The sequence below is a fragment of the Zhouia amylolytica genome (assembly GCF_900116365.1).
GTDB classification, from domain to species: domain Bacteria; phylum Bacteroidota; class Bacteroidia; order Flavobacteriales; family Flavobacteriaceae; genus Zhouia; species Zhouia amylolytica.
This window is the reverse complement of sequence record NZ_FPAG01000004.1, coordinates 86900-102158: the sequence shown is the minus strand read 5'-3', so window position 1 is coordinate 102158 and position 15259 is coordinate 86900. Positions and strand designations below refer to the sequence as shown.

Genomic DNA, 15259 nt, shown 5'->3' with positions numbered 1-15259 from the left:
TAAGCAATGAAATCAAGAAGTGACTTTAATCTTCAAATTTCAACTTACTAAGAACAATTGATTCTGCAATAAATGCGGAATGACCATTGGAATGACACTTCCTGTTTGCACTCCACATTACATAGATTCCGCAACAGGTGCGGAATGACAGGGAGGTGGGATGACAGGCCATAGACTCTATTAATTCGTATCTTTTTCATTCCCTATAAATTTGTAACTTTATGTGAATAAAACCATTAGATTATCAGAAAGTTACTTTATATATTGTTTTTCATTTCTACTGTTGGTTGTTCGCAAGATAAAATGACGCCACAACTTATCGGCGGCCCTTGCGAAGGGTGTGAAGCTGTATTTGAATATGCTGGCACTCGTCTTAATGCTACAGATACACTTCCTGATTTTAATAATGACGGCCCACGGTTAAGAGTATCGGGAACGGTTTACCTGCCCGATGGAAAATCCCCTGCTAAAGATGTTATTTTATATGTTTACCATACTGATCAGGATGGTGTTTATCCTGCCAAGGGCACTGAAACAGGTTGGGGTAAAAGACATGGTTATATCCGCAGTTGGATTAAAACCAACAACAAAGGACAGTATACATTTTACACTTTAAAACCTGGGGTCTATCCAAATCGCTCAGCGGCTGCTCATATTCATTTAACTATTTTAGAACCTAATGGAAAATACTACTGGGTTGAAAGCTACCTTTTCGAAGGTGATTCACTTTTAACAGCAGCTGAAAAGGAACAATTAAATCCTCGGGGTGGTGGCTCAGGCATCCTTACATTTACCAAAGAAGGTGACCTACTCGTTGGTAAAAGAGATCTTATACTAGGCAGAAATGTACCGGGATATAGCGATAAAGATTGATCTTACCTTATAAAAAAAGTGTTTTTTGCACTTCCTTTCTTTACTACAACTTTACAATTATACGCACATATTTTCTTACATTGCACAATTAATTATTCACTATTACAACAGAAGGATACTTTTAAAATAAAATTAGGGCTTTAAGGTAGAAAATTAGAGGAAATTATATATACACTTATTGTCTTTTCATGGAAATGTAAACAATCGGAAATGAACAAAACCTATTATAAGACTATAACTATATAATTAATCAGAAAATATAAAGTAGTTCTAACCTATTCTAAAAAATCGGTAGATTCGCGCGTATTATTTCCAATGCCAAAGATCAAAAAATTGTATGATTTCAATTAACAAGTACATCTTCTATTTATTTGTTTACATATTTTTCGTAATTAATCTACAAGCTCAATCCAAAAAAATAGATAGTCTTAAAATTGAATTAGAAAATCACAAGACCAAAGATACTACACGGGCAAACATTTTATTCGATTTGGCATATGCTCACTTTCAAAGAGACATCAAGAAAACCAAATTATATCTTCAAGAATCTGAAGACTTGAATAACGCTTTAAATTACATAAAGGGCAAAGCACGTGTATTTTATTTGAAAGGAATACTGGAAAACTCAAGATTAAATTATTCAGAAAGTTTAAACTATTTTAAAAAATCACTAGACCATTATCAATCTATTCAATACAAAAAAGGAATCGCAGATATCTACATTGCTTTTGGCATCACAAATTATGATTTATCTCAATATGAAGAAGCCTTAGATAATTATAAAAAAGCTATTGATATTTATAAGGTTTTGGATAATAAAAAAGGGCTTGTGACCAGCCTGATCAACACGGCAAATATATATTCTGAAACGGGAAGGTACAAAAAAGCTATTGCTAGCTATAAAGAAGCATTAATTTTAAGTGAAGTTATTGATGACGAAGACGGTATTTCATTTGTTCACAGAAACTTAGGCGTTCTATATTCAAGACAAGGCAACTACCCCTTAGCTATAGAATATTATAACAAAAGTTTAGCCTATGATAAAAAAACAGGCGACACTTTAGGCATGGCAAAAAGACTTGATAATCTAGGAGAATCCTACACTTCAATAGGAAGACCTGACAAAGCTTTAGAATATCATGAAAAGGCCTCAACCTTTTTATCAAAAACAGGACACAAGACCCTTATAGCTGCAAACAATAGTAATGTTGGCAACATCTACCTAAAAAAAAGAGAATATACAAAGGCTCTTGAATATTTCGAAATGTCATTAAAAGCCAGCGAGGAGATAAATAATCTAAAACAAATTGCTATTTGCTATGCACAAATTGGAAATATTTTTTTACTACAAAACGAACTGTTAATTGCACGAGACAACTATATAAAAGCGAAAGACATTAGTAAAAAAATAAATGACAACCGTATTTTATCCGCTAGTCTTTTAGGAATTGCTGAAACCTATCTATTTGTAAAACAGTATCAAAAAGCACTGTCATATGCCATAAAGGGTGAAAAAATAGCAGAAGAACTTAAACTGTTAGAAAATCAAAAAAAAGCCTCAGGAATTCTCTCTGAAATTTATAAAAACCTAGGTGATTACAAAAAGGCTCTCGTAAACTTTCAACAATACAAAATACTGAACGATAGTATTTTTAATAAAGAAAACATTCAAAAAATTGCCCAATTAGAATACGAATACAAGTATAAACAAGCCTTAGATTCTGCCAGTATTCGAGAATTAAAGCTCACAAAGACAGTGATGGACACTTCTCAAAACTTAAAAAGGTCACAACGTAATTTACTACTTGGCATTATCGGTTTTTTGGTTACGACATTAATATTAGTCGCGATCATTTTCTTTTTAAAACTTAGAAATGCGAAATCGAAAACCCAAAATATAGTCATAGAACAAAAACTTTTGCGCTCGCAAATGACACCTCATTTTATATTTAATTCGCTTTCCGTTTTGCAAGGTATGATCTTGAATAGAGAACAGAAAAAATCGGTTTCCTATTTATCAAAATTTTCAAAATTGCTTCGCATTATTTTAGAAAATTCCAGAGACAGAACCGTGTTGCTCTCTCAAGAATTAATTGCTATTGAAAACTATTTAGCTCTTCAAAATTTAGAAAATGAAACCTATGTTTATACCATTTCTGTAGAAGAAACTATAGATACCTCTCTATTTAAAATCCCTCCAATGCTTATTCAACCTTTTGTAGAAAACACCATAGAACACGCTTTTGTTAATAAGAAAGAAGGTAGAATAATCAAGATAAAACTTATCCTCTCTAACCAAGAATTAATTTGTATTATTACCGATAATGGTATTGGCATTGACTCTTTAAAGGTGAATAAAAATCAAAATAAAAAATCATTATCAACCACCATCACCTCCGAACGATTAAAAATACTATCAAAAGATTTTAAAAAGAAAGGTTCATTTACCGTCGAAGACAGAAAAAAATATAATGAGCAAGGCTCCATTGTTACATTGGTAATTCCTTATATAAAATAATATAACCCGGTGAAAGCATTATTAGTAGAAGACAAAGAATACATTAGAAAAGGTTTGCGCAATCTACTGCAACTACTAGATACTGAAATAACGGTACTGGGAGAATGCGAATCGGTAAAAGATGCAGTTATCGTTGCCAATGCTTGTGATCCTGAGTTGGTTTTTTTGGATATTAACCTCACCGATGGTACTGGTTTTGATTTTTTAGACCAAACAGAAAACCTCAACTTTAAAGTAATTTTTATAACCGCTTATGAAGAACATGCGCTACGCGCTTTAAAAATTGGGGCGATAGACTATTTGCTAAAACCTGTTGATGTAGATGAATTGCAGAAAGCACTCCAAAAAGTAGTCCAACTCCCCTTAAATCAACAAAAAAATCAGCTGCGAGTTACTAAACAGGCATGGAATAATGATGATTCAAAGTTAATTTTATCATTGCATGACAGTTTCCAGGTGATTGATTTAAACGAATTACTTTTCTGCGAATCAGATAAAGGATATACCACTTTTTACTGTAATGACGACAAAAAACACGTAGTTTCAAAAACCTTAAAAGAATTTGAAGAACGTCTTTCTAACACTGATTTTATACGTACGCATCAATCGTTTATTGTCAACTTAAGGTTTATAGACAAGTATGATAAATCAGGAGTTATTTACCTGAAAAACGGTAAAAAAATACCAGTATCTTCCCGAAAAAAAGAACAGTTTTTAACTACTTTTTTAAGTTGGACTAACAGTTAAACCATTACTCTTACGGATGTTTCATAAAACTCCTCACTTATTTGCTGTAAAGCTTCGGAAATAGATTCTCTATTTCTAGGCATTTTTTTCCTATTTATTTTTGGTGGTATAAAACATAAAAAAACACCAACGTGAAAATATTTAAATTCATTGTAGGCGTAACAGAAGTTGTTTTGTTGATTTCCTGTGGAGGCTCAACTGGTAAAAAATTGCCAGACCAAAAAGGGTTTACCGTTATAGAAAAAGAACTTAAGAGCAAGTTTGGTGAAAACGCTTTTTATACAGATCTAACGATTACCTATGACGAATCGATAGGCAATATTATTAGTGTTGTCGTTTCAAAGAACCCCGAATCATTAAAAATGGAAGAATGGGATTCAACAGAAGGTAACTGGTTGCAAAGCTCAGAGATCTCAATAGAAGTGCCTAAGGGAAGTGAAGCTGCGGATTTTATGTTTCAGTTAAACAATACTATCTCCCTTTCAAAATTAGGTGAACTAGTGGAAAAATCAAGTAAGCAATTAACTGCCGAAAAGGCCATCAACGACCCTGTCTTAAGCATGGCATTTATCAAATTTCCAGAAAACGGTGATTCTAATAAAACTAAATATGTTGTGATATTGACTCCTCCAAACGGTGGCACAACTTTCACTTTTAGTTATAAGTTAAATGGAGATCTTATTGTAATGGATAATTAATCCCTACCCAATAATATACTCCATTTCTACACAAACATTAGAGCATTTAAATCTCAATTATAGAATAAAGAACAACTTAAATATAGTTTTAACAATAAGTATAATGGTATTGATAATAATTGTTATGGGTGAATTTTAAGATTATCAAGTACTAACCATCTATTATGAAAAAACAATTCAATTAATTATAAAAAAAGAAACACTATGAATAAATTATTTAAAGGAATAGCAATCTTAGTCATTACTATTTTTTCAATTTCACATGCAGAGGCTCAAAAGCTTAAAAAATTTGGTAGCTCTACTGAGAAAAAAATAGGCCCGAAAACAATTAGAGTACCTTACACAGATGTCGTGAGCTATTTAGGATATGCAGCCCAAGGCAATGAAGATGAGGTAAAGGATGGAAAAAAATTCTATTATATCTATATTTGGATTCCAGCGGCTGCACCTGAACTAGGTGTTCGTATGATATCGCCAGTTGATAAGATGAAAATTAAAGATGCCATTGAGTCGCAAGAATACCTTGATAATAAAGACTCAAAAGATTATTTTGATACTTACATTACACTTGAGCGTTCAAGCATTCTTAAAAAAGAGGATATTTCTACCGATGCAGTAGCAAATGCTGAATGGGTTACTTTAGAAAAAAATGATGATAGCAGTGAGCTACCAAAAGACCCGAGAGGAAGAAAGTATAATTCTTTATTAAGATATAAGAGTAACGTAAGTGATCCATTAAAAGCACTAACAGTTGGTTTATACCGTGTAGGGTTTACAACTTATAAAAAAGGTGAGGTTTCGGGTACTTTCCTAGCTGAAGTAGCCGCTCCGATTAAATTGCCCGGTGTACAAATGGCGAAAACAATTGATGCATTATTAGAGCAAATGAAATAGATAGTATAATTTACCCATAACATTTTGTATAAGCAATAGCAGGTGATGTATAAAATATCAAGGACTGTAGACAGTTTAATTTGAATTTTTACGTTACCTGCTATTACTCATTTAATTTACCCACTAGCAAAAGAAATAAACCCAATAGATTATTTGAAAAGACAAAACTGAAATCTATCAATAGTCATAAGCAAGACCGCTAAGCCTGACTTTAAAGAAATGAAAAACAATAAAAAAATTGATTGGAGATACTACCTTATTGTCTTTTGCCTGGTAACTTTCACACTCTCCGTTTACCTGTTTCAATGGTTTGGCCCGGGCATAATAAGTTACTACAAACAGAAAAAAGAAAAGGAGCAAATCTTCTATGGAGGTAGTAAAGAAGAAGCTGAAGCTTCTATAGAGCTTTATAACAATAAAGTTATTACACTTAAAAAAGCAGTTGACAGCACTGTTAAGGCTAATCAAAATATTTATGTCTTTACAAACGATACAACCAATAGTATTAACAGTTTTTCATTATCTCCAAATATAAAGTTCAGCAAGTATCAGTCATCAATCTCTCCAGGCAATCCTCTTATAACTCGCAATAAAGATATCATTGAAAAGATCAGTACGTTCTTAAAACATGAAGATAGTCTGGGATATTCCGGGAGTATCAAAAAGGGAAATCATACGTTAACAATAAAACATTACAGAGGCTTAAACGACTCTTTGGTTTTTAAATTAATCACATACTTTAAGCCTACTCCGGAATACAATGACCGTCCAATAATAAAAAGTGCTTTTAAGATATCCTCCGTGAAGGTAGATAGTTTTAAAACACGTAGTTTTAAATACAAAGAAAAACATCTTAAAAATTTAAAAGAAAACAGCGGGTTCAGTGCTGCAATACTAAGGCCATACTATAAAAGCTTCTACGACAATTCCTTCAAGTTTTACTTTGTTTGCTTAAACCAGAACATTCCTAAAGATGCGTTTCAGAAATATATTGACTACCTTTTAGAAGGTTCTTTAAAAGAATTGGATTGTAGTAATTGTCATATCAAAACACTTAAAGCTAAAATTAATGACGGACTAAAAACAGTAAAAGACACTGAAAATACAACAACGGTTAATTAGCCGAAGTAAGCTATCAAGTCATTAATACGGGATAAACTAAAAAACATTTCGACGCAAGTCACGTGAAGTCCCTTGGAAATGTTTCACAAGGGCAAGCGGCGAATCTCCCGCTAGTTGTCGAGGTTCACTGGGTGAGTAAAAAAAATTACCCTCAAATATCTGGATTAGTCTTATTTCTTTTCTCCCGTAACATTTGACCTTCTGTATAGACTGATAAAGAAAAACCAATCTCAACATTTTTAATATTACTATTTACAATACCAAATACATACTCACAATCATTAGAAAAACAATTTGACAAACTATTTCATCAAGAATATCCGGATACCGGAACAGCAGCTTCAGCTCTTGTTGCCATCGATGGAAAAATCATCTATCAAAAATCATTCGGCAAAGTTAGTTTAGAATTAAACGCTGACGCCACTATTAATAGTGTATTTGAAAAAGGTAAATTAGAACTTGATGACGATATAACTACCTACTTTAAGGATTATCCTACTCATGGCCATCCCATAACAATAGATCAAATATTATCACACACTTCAGGCTTAGCCAGTTTTACTGCCTCTGACGAATGGTATAATAACAGATATAATGAAATGACTCAAGAGGAGTTCATGAACCTGTTTAAAAAAATGCCGATGCTTTTTGCCCCCGGTGAAAAGTACCATTACAGTAATACAGGATATTACCTTTTAGGAATTTTAATAGAAAAATTATCAAATAAATCATATAGCGAATTCATTGAAGATAAAATCTTCAAGAAGGTAGATATGAAAAATTCATCATTTATGTCCAGACATAAAATCATACCGAACAGAGCTACCGGACACGATAAAATTAAAGGCAAATTCGTAAAAGCAGATGAAATGTTATACACACATGCGTATAGCGCTGGAGCTATTTTATCTACAACGTATGACTTATTTCTTTGGAACAGAGCCATACGAAACAATACGCTTATAAGTGAAGGAAGTAAAAAAAGAGCCTTTACGAATTATAAACTGTCAAACGGAAAGCATGCTAACTATGGCTTTGGATGGGCTATTGACGAAGTAAATGGGATTCCTTCAATAGAACACAACTGCGGATCTTTTAGTTTTTTAAGTAATACTATTTATCTGCCTGAAGAAGATGTTTTTGTTGTGGTTCTATCTAATTGCGTTTGTAGTGCCACTGATTTTGTATCAACTAAAATGGCAGTAATCGCACTTAATAAACCCTATCCGGATACAGCTTCAAAAGCGGCTAAAATTAGTCCGGATTTCGCAGAAAAATATACCGGAACTTACAGGTTTGATGATGGTTCAACCAGAACTATATCATTTGAAAGCGAGGCTCTTTATAGTCAACTGGGCAACAGGGGTAAGCTAAAGTTATTATAGCTTGATAAAAACACCTATCAATTCGAAAATATGTTTGCCCGAATAATCTTTAAAAAGACTAAAAACAACACTCCTACTATCCTATTCAAAAATAGAATCTATGAAACAGTTGGGAAAAAGGTGAAATAAATACCAGCTCATACAAGCCAAAAATCTTTATGGACACCTCAAAAAAAAGCCCTTAAAAAAGGGCTTTTTTGATTAATCCTGACGGATAAACTCCATTTTATAATCTGTTGTTGCCACTTTCATTAATGCGCTGTAGATATAGTTACACACTTTCTCTTGTCCAGGAAAGTTAATTAAATCTACGGTATCCTCGGTGGTATGATATTGCGGATGCCCCCCTGTATGAATTCCCATCACAGAAATATCTTTTTTATAGAAGGAAACATGGTCTGAACCTCCTATTGAACCAGGATGGGCAAACACGGTAAGCCCTAGTGGCTCTCCAAGGTTTTTCATGAGTTCTACTCCACCTGGAAAGGTTCCAGCTCCACCCATGTATACATGGTTTTCGTTATTAAGTCGTCCGACCATATCCATATTCACCATCAACTTGACTTGTGACAACGGCACTACAGGGTTCTCAGTAAAATTCTTACTCCCTAATAATCCTTGTTCTTCGGCTCCAAAAGCAAGTAACAATACACTGCGTTTTAGCAAATGTTTATTGGCGGCGATTCTCTCTCCTATTTCTAACAAGGCAGCGGTTCCGCTGGCGTTATCATCGGCTCCATTGTGAATTCCTTCATGATCAGACTTCGATGAGGGACCGCCCATTCCCAAATGATCGTAATGGGCCCCTAATATTATAAACTCATCCTTCAGGACCGGATCATTTCCTTCAATATATCCGATTACATTCCAGGTTGTAGCCTCTGGTTTAGGTGCTTCGCCTTTTTTTACTCTGATCTTCGCCTGAAATTCTTGTTTATATGATTTTCCATAGGCCTCAATCCCAGCTTTCTTAAATGATTTTATAATATACTTTACGACTCTTTTATTGGCTTTGGTTCCGGGAAATCTCCCAGCATTCTTATCGGAACTCAAAAATTCTATATGCTCACGTAATTCCTCCTGGGTAACCTCACTTTGTGCAATCATTACATTTGAAACCAATAAGATGGTTGCGGTAAAAAGTATCTTTTTCATATATGGGTATTTTTTTAACTCAAGGTTTCAAAAATAACAATCTCAAGGCAATTGGTCCTTATAATTTTCTTAATTTCAACCCATGAAAACATATATTTTACTCTTGCGCGGAATTAACGTGGGAGGTCACCGAAAAATTAAAATGGCAGATCTGAAATTGCTATTATCTTCATTAGATCTTAAAGAAATATGCACCTATATTCAAAGTGGTAATGTTGTTTTTAAATCAAGAGAAACTGCTGACGCTTTAAAAGGAAAAATTGAAAATAAGATAGAGGATCATTTTGGATTTGAGGTTAAAATCTACCTGACTGATTTTGAGCGGTTCGCTAAAATATATACTAAAAATCCGTTTATCAATAAAAACGAAGAAATAAATAAGCTCTATTGCACCCTGCTTTTCGAGTCACCCGAGGATTCAAAAATACAAGCCCTTGAAGCTGTTGAAAGCAAAGATGATGTTTTTATAGTACAGGACGAAGTTCTTTATTTCTGTTATCACAACGGTTACGGTAAGGCTAAAATAACCAATCCGTTCATCGAGCAAAAATTAAAAGTGAATGCTACTACCCGTAACTGGAAAACGATGGGTAAACTGATGGAGATGGCTTCCGAATAATATTCGATACCTTTGCAAAAAAATTTCAATGCTGGCAGTCAAGAATATCTCTTTTGCTTACGAAAACAAAAAAGTCCTTAAGCGTATTAAACTATTCGCGGATCAAGGTGAAAACATTGCTATTGTGGGTGAAAGTGGCTGTGGCAAAAGTACTTTACTAAAAATAATTTACGGATTGCTGGCTCCAGAAAATGGAGAAATATATTGGAATGATCAAAGGCTTTTAGGTCCTGATTACAACCTGGTACCCGGTGAATCTTTTATGAAATATGTTGCACAGGATTTTGACCTGATGCCTTCTATAACCGTAGAAGAAAACATCGGGAAATTTTTATCAAATTTCTATCCGGGAAAGAAAAAAAAGCGGACCCGCGAGTTATTGCAGTTGGTTGAAATGACTGCTTTTGCCAAAACGAAGGCACGCTTACTCAGCGGCGGACAAATGCAGCGGGTAGCTTTGGCTCAGGCAATAGCAAAAGAACCAGAGATTATTTTGCTGGACGAGCCTTTTAGCAATATTGATAATTTCAGAAAGAACAACCTTCGCAGGAATTTATTCAATTACTTTAAACAAAATAACATTACCTGCATTGTTGCCACCCATGACAATGCTGATTCCTTAAGTTTTGCTGATAAAACGGTAATTTTAAAGGAAGGAAAAATTGTTGATCAGGGAAGTCCCGAAACACTCTATGAAAACCCGAAGAACTATTATGTAGCATCCTTATTTGGAGAAGTTAATGAACTTCCGCTATCGTTATTTGACTCCAATAGCAATGGAGAAACGATTTTAGTCTATCCCCATGAGATAGGAATTGATAAAAAGTCGCGCCTAAAAGCAACTATAGAGAGCAGTTTCTTTAAGGGCTCCTCTTACATGATGAAAGCCACCTTGGATGAGGTGACGTTGTACTTTGAGCACCAACATAAAATTGAGAATGGTGAAAAGGTATGTTTATCAATTTCGGAAGACCTTATCGAAAAACGCTCGTAAAAAAAAGCTGCCGAAGAATCGGCAGCCTCTAACTTTACACATGTTTTTGCTAATTATAACCTCAACTAATTTTCAAGTTGTTTTGTATATGTGTAAGTTACCGTTGTTTCAATAATCTGACCGTTAATATCCTGGATATTTTCAATACCGGTAAAAGAAAACGTAGTTCCTTCTGCATGGATATCGATTCCTGTTGACAATCTTGAACAAGCATACACTAAATTCAAGGCTTCACCATTTAACATCCAGGTCCCTGCCAACTGACCTTTTTCTGCACAGTCAGCCACATTATATGATTGCTCGATTGTAAAATTTCTTTCGGCATCAAAAATGTAAGCCACATCTTTTTGACAAGCTGTATACTGAGACAATAAATTGGTAGTTGGGTTTTCTACTTCATCATCAGAAAGGTCAATTTCATCTTCAGCAACCACAGCTGAAAGATTCCATTCACCGACAAGAACTTCTTCCGACGTTGTTAAATCACCTGTAAAATCTTCTGCACAACTAATGTCGTCATTAGAATCACAGCTTAACATAACACCGCCAAGCATAAGTAGTACGGGTAAAGATACTCTTTTTAAATTCATCATTGCAACTTTTAATATTTGTTATTCATCTACAAGACCAGTGAATCGGTAAAAGGTTGCGTATTGTAAATAAAAAAATCAATAAAAAATCACCTATTGAACCCTATTACCCTGATTTTGAACGCTCTTTAATTTTTATAAATTTTCACGTTTCCAATAAATATTTTTGCGCCGTTATCGTATTCCCAAGGAGCACTAATGTAAAGATGTTTTGGTGTTTTGACAGCGAACATTTTTGCATCTAATATTTTAGATTTATCCAGGTATACCCTCATCTGCTGGCCTTCTACTGCAATGGACACATGTATGGTTTCATTGGAAAACCTACTAAAAGGGAAATCTAAATAACTGTTACTTTCAGTATCGCTGCTTGATGCTGAAACTTTTTGTGATGATAAATGTAATTCTATATCCGTAATGGAACCACGGTTATAAGCATCACTTATATATTTTGACGCACTGTTATCCCGGGCAAAACCAAAGTGCATTGGACTTATATCCCTGGCTTTTTCACTTCGAGTAACTATATCAAATTCTACAGTGAAATTCTCAGGCATTATTAATAAAGTATCCAACTTAATCGTTGATCGTTCTCTCAATTTGAGCCATTTTCCCTCAATACCAGAAATGGTAGTTACCGAACCGCTTCCGTTTGTTTTCCATTTAGAGGGCATTATCCCTTCTCGTTCATTTTCAAAATTATCCTCAAACGCCAAGTCTTTTCCAGGAATATAGGAAAACACCTCTTCTACATATGGCACCGTACTGTCATCATTAGTTTTGTTCGCTGAGGTCCCCGGAGCGTTGTTTTTACCATTTAGAATATCATCGGCCGTATCTTCTACCTTCTTTTCTACTTTATTCTTGATTTTTTTCCAAAGTTGAGCATGGGTTTGTTGAATTGATAACGCACTAATAACCATCAGCATACCAAGGCTTAAAAAAGTAGTTTTTTTCATTGTTGTTTGAATTTATATTACGGCAAAATTAAAGCATAAAGCATGCCTCAGGCTTGCTAAATCCGATCCTTTTAGAATCTGCTATTGCTTTTCGAGCATGTGCCCATGGTTACCGTGAAAGCGGGGTCAAAGCTCGTTAAAATACGCTAGTAATTGTGATCGTTTTCGACCTGATACAGGGATTTTTTTATCGTTATCCAACAATAAACAGTCTTGATTTTTTCTAAAGGTCTTTACATACTGAAGGTTAACCAAATACGACTGGTGTACTCTTAAAAAGCCGGTTAAAGCATTATTTTCTTCAAACTTTTTTAATGGTTGTGCTACCACGATACTTTTCTCTTCAACCAGATGAAATTCGGTATAATTATTATCAGACTTAAGGTATAGGATCTCTTTATGCCTTAGTACATGTATGGCTTCCTGGGTTTTTAAAACAATTTTCTTTTCTTGTCCATTTACTCCAATAGCCGTTTGCTTAAAAAAGGATTCCAATTTTTTAAAATACTGCTGTTCTTCGATTTGCTCTACTACCCTGCTCACTGTTTCACAGAGTTGCTTGGGCATAAATGGTTTTAAAATAAAATCGAGGGCATTATATTTAAATGCACTAATTGCATAATGAGTATGTGCCGTTATAAAGATCACTTTAAATCCTTTTTTGCGATTCTTATGAAAGTCTTCTAAAAGTTCAAAGGAATTACCATCAGGTAAGTTGATATCAAATAAAAGTAATTCCGGTTGATATTTATAGAAACACAATGCTGCTTCCTTTAGATTACACGCCAGGTGGAGTGTTATTTCAGGGTATTGCTCACGTAAGATTTGCTTTATTCCCGCTTGTAAAACAGCATCGTCTTCAAGTAATAAGCAGGAAATAGATGTATTATGCGTTTTCATGAATTCAAGACTGGTATTTCGATTGACACGCGAACTCCCGGATATTGCTTATCCCTGGAATAATTTTCAATTTTCAGAAACAATTTCTTTTTATGGGTTTGATTGAAAGTTTGTATACGCTTTTGAATTATATTCATTCCCATAGAAGTATATAAACCGTTTTTAGCGGATGTATTACTTTCTGATATTCCTCTTCCGTTGTCTATAACGGTTATATTGAGATAATCGTTAGCGTATGCAAATTTCACCAACACCCTTGCATTTTCTATATCTTTCACTCCATGAATAACCGCGTTTTCAACAAAAGGCTGAATGAGCATCCCGGGCAATCGGATCTGCTGAATTTTCTCGGAAGATATGGACTCAGTAACGATATCATATTTTAAATGGTTCTGCGATCCCGCTTGTTGCAACAACAGGTAGTTTTCGAGGATGTCTATTTCCTGTGCCAAGGTAATACATTCCTTGTCGGAACTTTCCAAAACTCCTCTTATCAATGAACCAAAACCATGCAGGTATTCCATAGCGCTTTCGGTTTTACTTAAAAAAAGGTAGCTCTGAATGCTTTGCAGTGCATTGAATATAAAATGGGGACTTAATTGACTTAATAATAACTTCTGTTGCAAGGAAGCCCTTTGGAGCTCTTGCCTGGTATTTTTTTGTTTGAACCATACATACACAATCGCAGCCACTAAAAATGAGAGCAGCAATACAAAGACTCCGATATAGTTTTGTTGTTTGATGAGTTGTTTCTGCAAGTTATTTTCTTCTTCCAGTGCTTCAATGGCTTGCTGCTTTTGAGCTGATTCATATTGCTGCTCCAACTCAGCAATTTTATTGCTGAACTCTTCAGCCTGAAGAACTTCTTTAATACTGTCGTATTTTTCAAAATACAACAAGGCTTCATGGTCATTACCCCTATCCACCATAAGTGTTTTAAGGTTTTTATATAATTGCACCTTTTCCTGCAAAGAAGCTCGATGCAAGCCTTTTTGGTAATACTGTAGTGCTTTGGTTAATTCACCTAACTGATGATAAGCATATCCAATATTATTAAGCACCACAACATTGTCTTTGTTTTGAATCTCTTCCTTAAGCTTCAGTCCTTTGAATCCCGCATTCAGAGCTTCTTCCCACTGCTTCCGGCGAATATAAAAATCTGCTTGATTGGTATAAAGTACTGATTTCACATAGGGATTCTGCAATTTATCGGCCAGGTAAATGGCCTCTTTCAAGGTTCGTTCAGCATTATGGAGTTCTTTAAGTTGAAGGTACACCCCATAACTATTACTCAGGATACTTAGTCTTAAGTTCCCTTCTGAATGCGGAAGGGCCTCTTGAAAAAAACTTTTGGCTTTTTGATATTGTCTAAGATGTGTATGTACAATAGCCAGATTATTCAATATCTTAACCCGCTCTATCTTATTGGGTTGAACTGAAACATAGGGTAGCCCTTTAAAATAGAAGTGCACTGCCGAATCTAGCTCTTTTTGATACAAATGAACACTTCCAATTCCGTTAAAAGCCAAGGCTATACTAAGAGAATCATTGTTTTTTAGTGCGTATTTATGAACCGTATTAAAACATGCAATGGCTTTATCAAACTGCCCCGCTCTCATTAAACTGTCACCCTGATTTTGAATACTTTTCAGGTCTGCTTCCATTGGCTTTTGAGAAGCTAAGGTTGACAACCCATGAACAAGCAGTAGGAGAAAGGTACATTTTTTGGCAATCGACATAGGAAAAACCTCTTAATCAGGCCGTCAAAATTAACCTATTTTAGCTTTGAAAACAATGTTAATGCT

Annotated in this window: 14 protein-coding genes; 9 read left to right on the top strand and 5 right to left on the bottom strand. The window is 34.6% G+C overall.

Annotated elements, in window-relative coordinates; genetic code table 11:
* The first annotated feature begins 303 nt into the window (after positions 1-303).
* The 7 genes from BM361_RS07350 to BM361_RS07320 all read left to right on the top strand — a co-directional run bounded on the left by BM361_RS07350 (position 304) and on the right by BM361_RS07320 (position 8237).
* The gene (locus tag BM361_RS07350; RefSeq protein ID WP_217643764.1) at positions 304-873 is read left to right on the top strand and encodes a dioxygenase family protein; all 570 of its coding nucleotides are present in this window, start codon (positions 304-306) and stop codon (positions 871-873) included.
* 337 nt (positions 874-1210) lie between these two features.
* Positions 1211-3391 carry a tetratricopeptide repeat protein gene (locus BM361_RS07345; RefSeq protein WP_083425885.1) on the top strand — a complete coding sequence of 727 codons (2181 nt, stop codon included), beginning with the start codon at positions 1211-1213 and terminating at the stop codon, positions 3389-3391.
* A gap of 9 nt (positions 3392-3400) precedes the next feature.
* Positions 3401-4138, top strand: a complete 738-nt coding sequence (locus tag BM361_RS07340; RefSeq protein WP_074977951.1) for a LytR/AlgR family response regulator transcription factor — start codon at positions 3401-3403, stop codon at positions 4136-4138.
* A gap of 131 nt (positions 4139-4269) precedes the next feature.
* Positions 4270-4836, top strand: coding sequence for a hypothetical protein (locus tag BM361_RS07335; protein WP_074977949.1), 567 nt, complete (start codon positions 4270-4272; stop codon positions 4834-4836).
* 204 nt (positions 4837-5040) lie between these two features.
* On the top strand, positions 5041-5730 hold the full coding sequence (locus BM361_RS07330; protein WP_074977947.1) for a LipL32 family surface lipoprotein: 690 nt from the start codon (positions 5041-5043) through the stop codon (positions 5728-5730).
* Positions 5731-5949: 219 nt separating this feature from the next.
* Positions 5950-6852 carry a hypothetical protein gene (locus BM361_RS07325; RefSeq protein WP_074977946.1) on the top strand — a complete coding sequence of 301 codons (903 nt, stop codon included), beginning with the start codon at positions 5950-5952 and terminating at the stop codon, positions 6850-6852.
* A gap of 227 nt (positions 6853-7079) precedes the next feature.
* The gene (locus BM361_RS07320; RefSeq protein WP_083425884.1) at positions 7080-8237 is read left to right on the top strand and encodes a serine hydrolase domain-containing protein; all 1158 of its coding nucleotides are present in this window, start codon (positions 7080-7082) and stop codon (positions 8235-8237) included.
* Between the two features lie 201 nt (positions 8238-8438).
* Here BM361_RS07320 and BM361_RS07315 read toward each other — a convergent pair whose 3' ends face one another.
* Positions 8439-9392 (bottom strand): M20/M25/M40 family metallo-hydrolase, encoded by a 954-nt coding sequence (locus tag BM361_RS07315; protein WP_074977942.1) that lies wholly within the window; start codon positions 9390-9392, stop codon positions 8439-8441.
* 82 nt (positions 9393-9474) lie between these two features.
* Between BM361_RS07315 and BM361_RS07310 the strand changes: the two genes are divergently transcribed.
* Together BM361_RS07310 and BM361_RS07305 are read left to right on the top strand one after the other, a co-directional pair.
* Positions 9475-10011, top strand: coding sequence for a DUF1697 domain-containing protein (locus tag BM361_RS07310; protein WP_074977941.1), 537 nt, complete (start codon positions 9475-9477; stop codon positions 10009-10011).
* Between the two features lie 28 nt (positions 10012-10039).
* The gene (locus BM361_RS07305) at positions 10040-11005 is read left to right on the top strand and encodes an ABC transporter ATP-binding protein (RefSeq protein WP_074977939.1); all 966 of its coding nucleotides are present in this window, start codon (positions 10040-10042) and stop codon (positions 11003-11005) included.
* A 65-nt stretch (positions 11006-11070) separates the two neighbouring features.
* Here the strand turns inward: BM361_RS07305 and BM361_RS07300 are convergent, their stop codons facing one another.
* The 4 genes from BM361_RS07300 to BM361_RS07285 form a co-directional block, all read right to left on the bottom strand.
* Positions 11071-11598 (bottom strand): DUF5004 domain-containing protein, encoded by a 528-nt coding sequence (locus BM361_RS07300; RefSeq protein WP_083425883.1) that lies wholly within the window; start codon positions 11596-11598, stop codon positions 11071-11073.
* 125 nt (positions 11599-11723) lie between these two features.
* Positions 11724-12554, bottom strand: coding sequence for a hypothetical protein (locus tag BM361_RS07295; protein WP_038267721.1), 831 nt, complete (start codon positions 12552-12554; stop codon positions 11724-11726).
* 126 nt (positions 12555-12680) lie between these two features.
* Entirely contained in the window at positions 12681-13454 is a 774-nt protein-coding gene (locus tag BM361_RS07290) for a LytR/AlgR family response regulator transcription factor (RefSeq protein WP_074977935.1), read from the bottom strand.
* The gene (locus BM361_RS07285; RefSeq protein ID WP_074977933.1) at positions 13451-15193 is read right to left on the bottom strand and encodes a tetratricopeptide repeat-containing sensor histidine kinase; all 1743 of its coding nucleotides are present in this window, start codon (positions 15191-15193) and stop codon (positions 13451-13453) included. The genes BM361_RS07290 and BM361_RS07285 overlap by 4 nt, the downstream gene beginning before the upstream one ends.
* Positions 15194-15259 lie beyond the last annotated feature (66 nt).

Bases quoted from the DNA above. Each gene is read 5' to 3' on its own strand.
- BM361_RS07345 (WP_083425885.1), top strand. From the start codon at position 1,211: ATGATTTCAATTAACAAGTACATCTTCTATTTATTTGTTTACATATTT.
- BM361_RS07350 (WP_217643764.1), top strand. From the start codon at position 304: ATGACGCCACAACTTATCGGCGGCCCTTGCGAAGGGTGTGAAGCTGTA.
- BM361_RS07285 (WP_074977933.1), bottom strand. From the start codon at position 15,193: ATGTCGATTGCCAAAAAATGTACCTTTCTCCTACTGCTTGTTCATGGG.
- BM361_RS07310 (WP_074977941.1), top strand. From the start codon at position 9,475: ATGAAAACATATATTTTACTCTTGCGCGGAATTAACGTGGGAGGTCAC.
- BM361_RS07295 (WP_038267721.1), bottom strand. From the start codon at position 12,554: ATGAAAAAAACTACTTTTTTAAGCCTTGGTATGCTGATGGTTATTAGT.
- BM361_RS07290 (WP_074977935.1), bottom strand. From the start codon at position 13,454: ATGAAAACGCATAATACATCTATTTCCTGCTTATTACTTGAAGACGAT.
- BM361_RS07330 (WP_074977947.1), top strand. From the start codon at position 5,041: ATGAATAAATTATTTAAAGGAATAGCAATCTTAGTCATTACTATTTTT.
- BM361_RS07315 (WP_074977942.1), bottom strand. From the start codon at position 9,392: ATGAAAAAGATACTTTTTACCGCAACCATCTTATTGGTTTCAAATGTA.
- BM361_RS07300 (WP_083425883.1), bottom strand. From the start codon at position 11,598: ATGATGAATTTAAAAAGAGTATCTTTACCCGTACTACTTATGCTTGGC.
- BM361_RS07325 (WP_074977946.1), top strand. From the start codon at position 5,950: ATGAAAAACAATAAAAAAATTGATTGGAGATACTACCTTATTGTCTTT.
- BM361_RS07305 (WP_074977939.1), top strand. From the start codon at position 10,040: ATGCTGGCAGTCAAGAATATCTCTTTTGCTTACGAAAACAAAAAAGTC.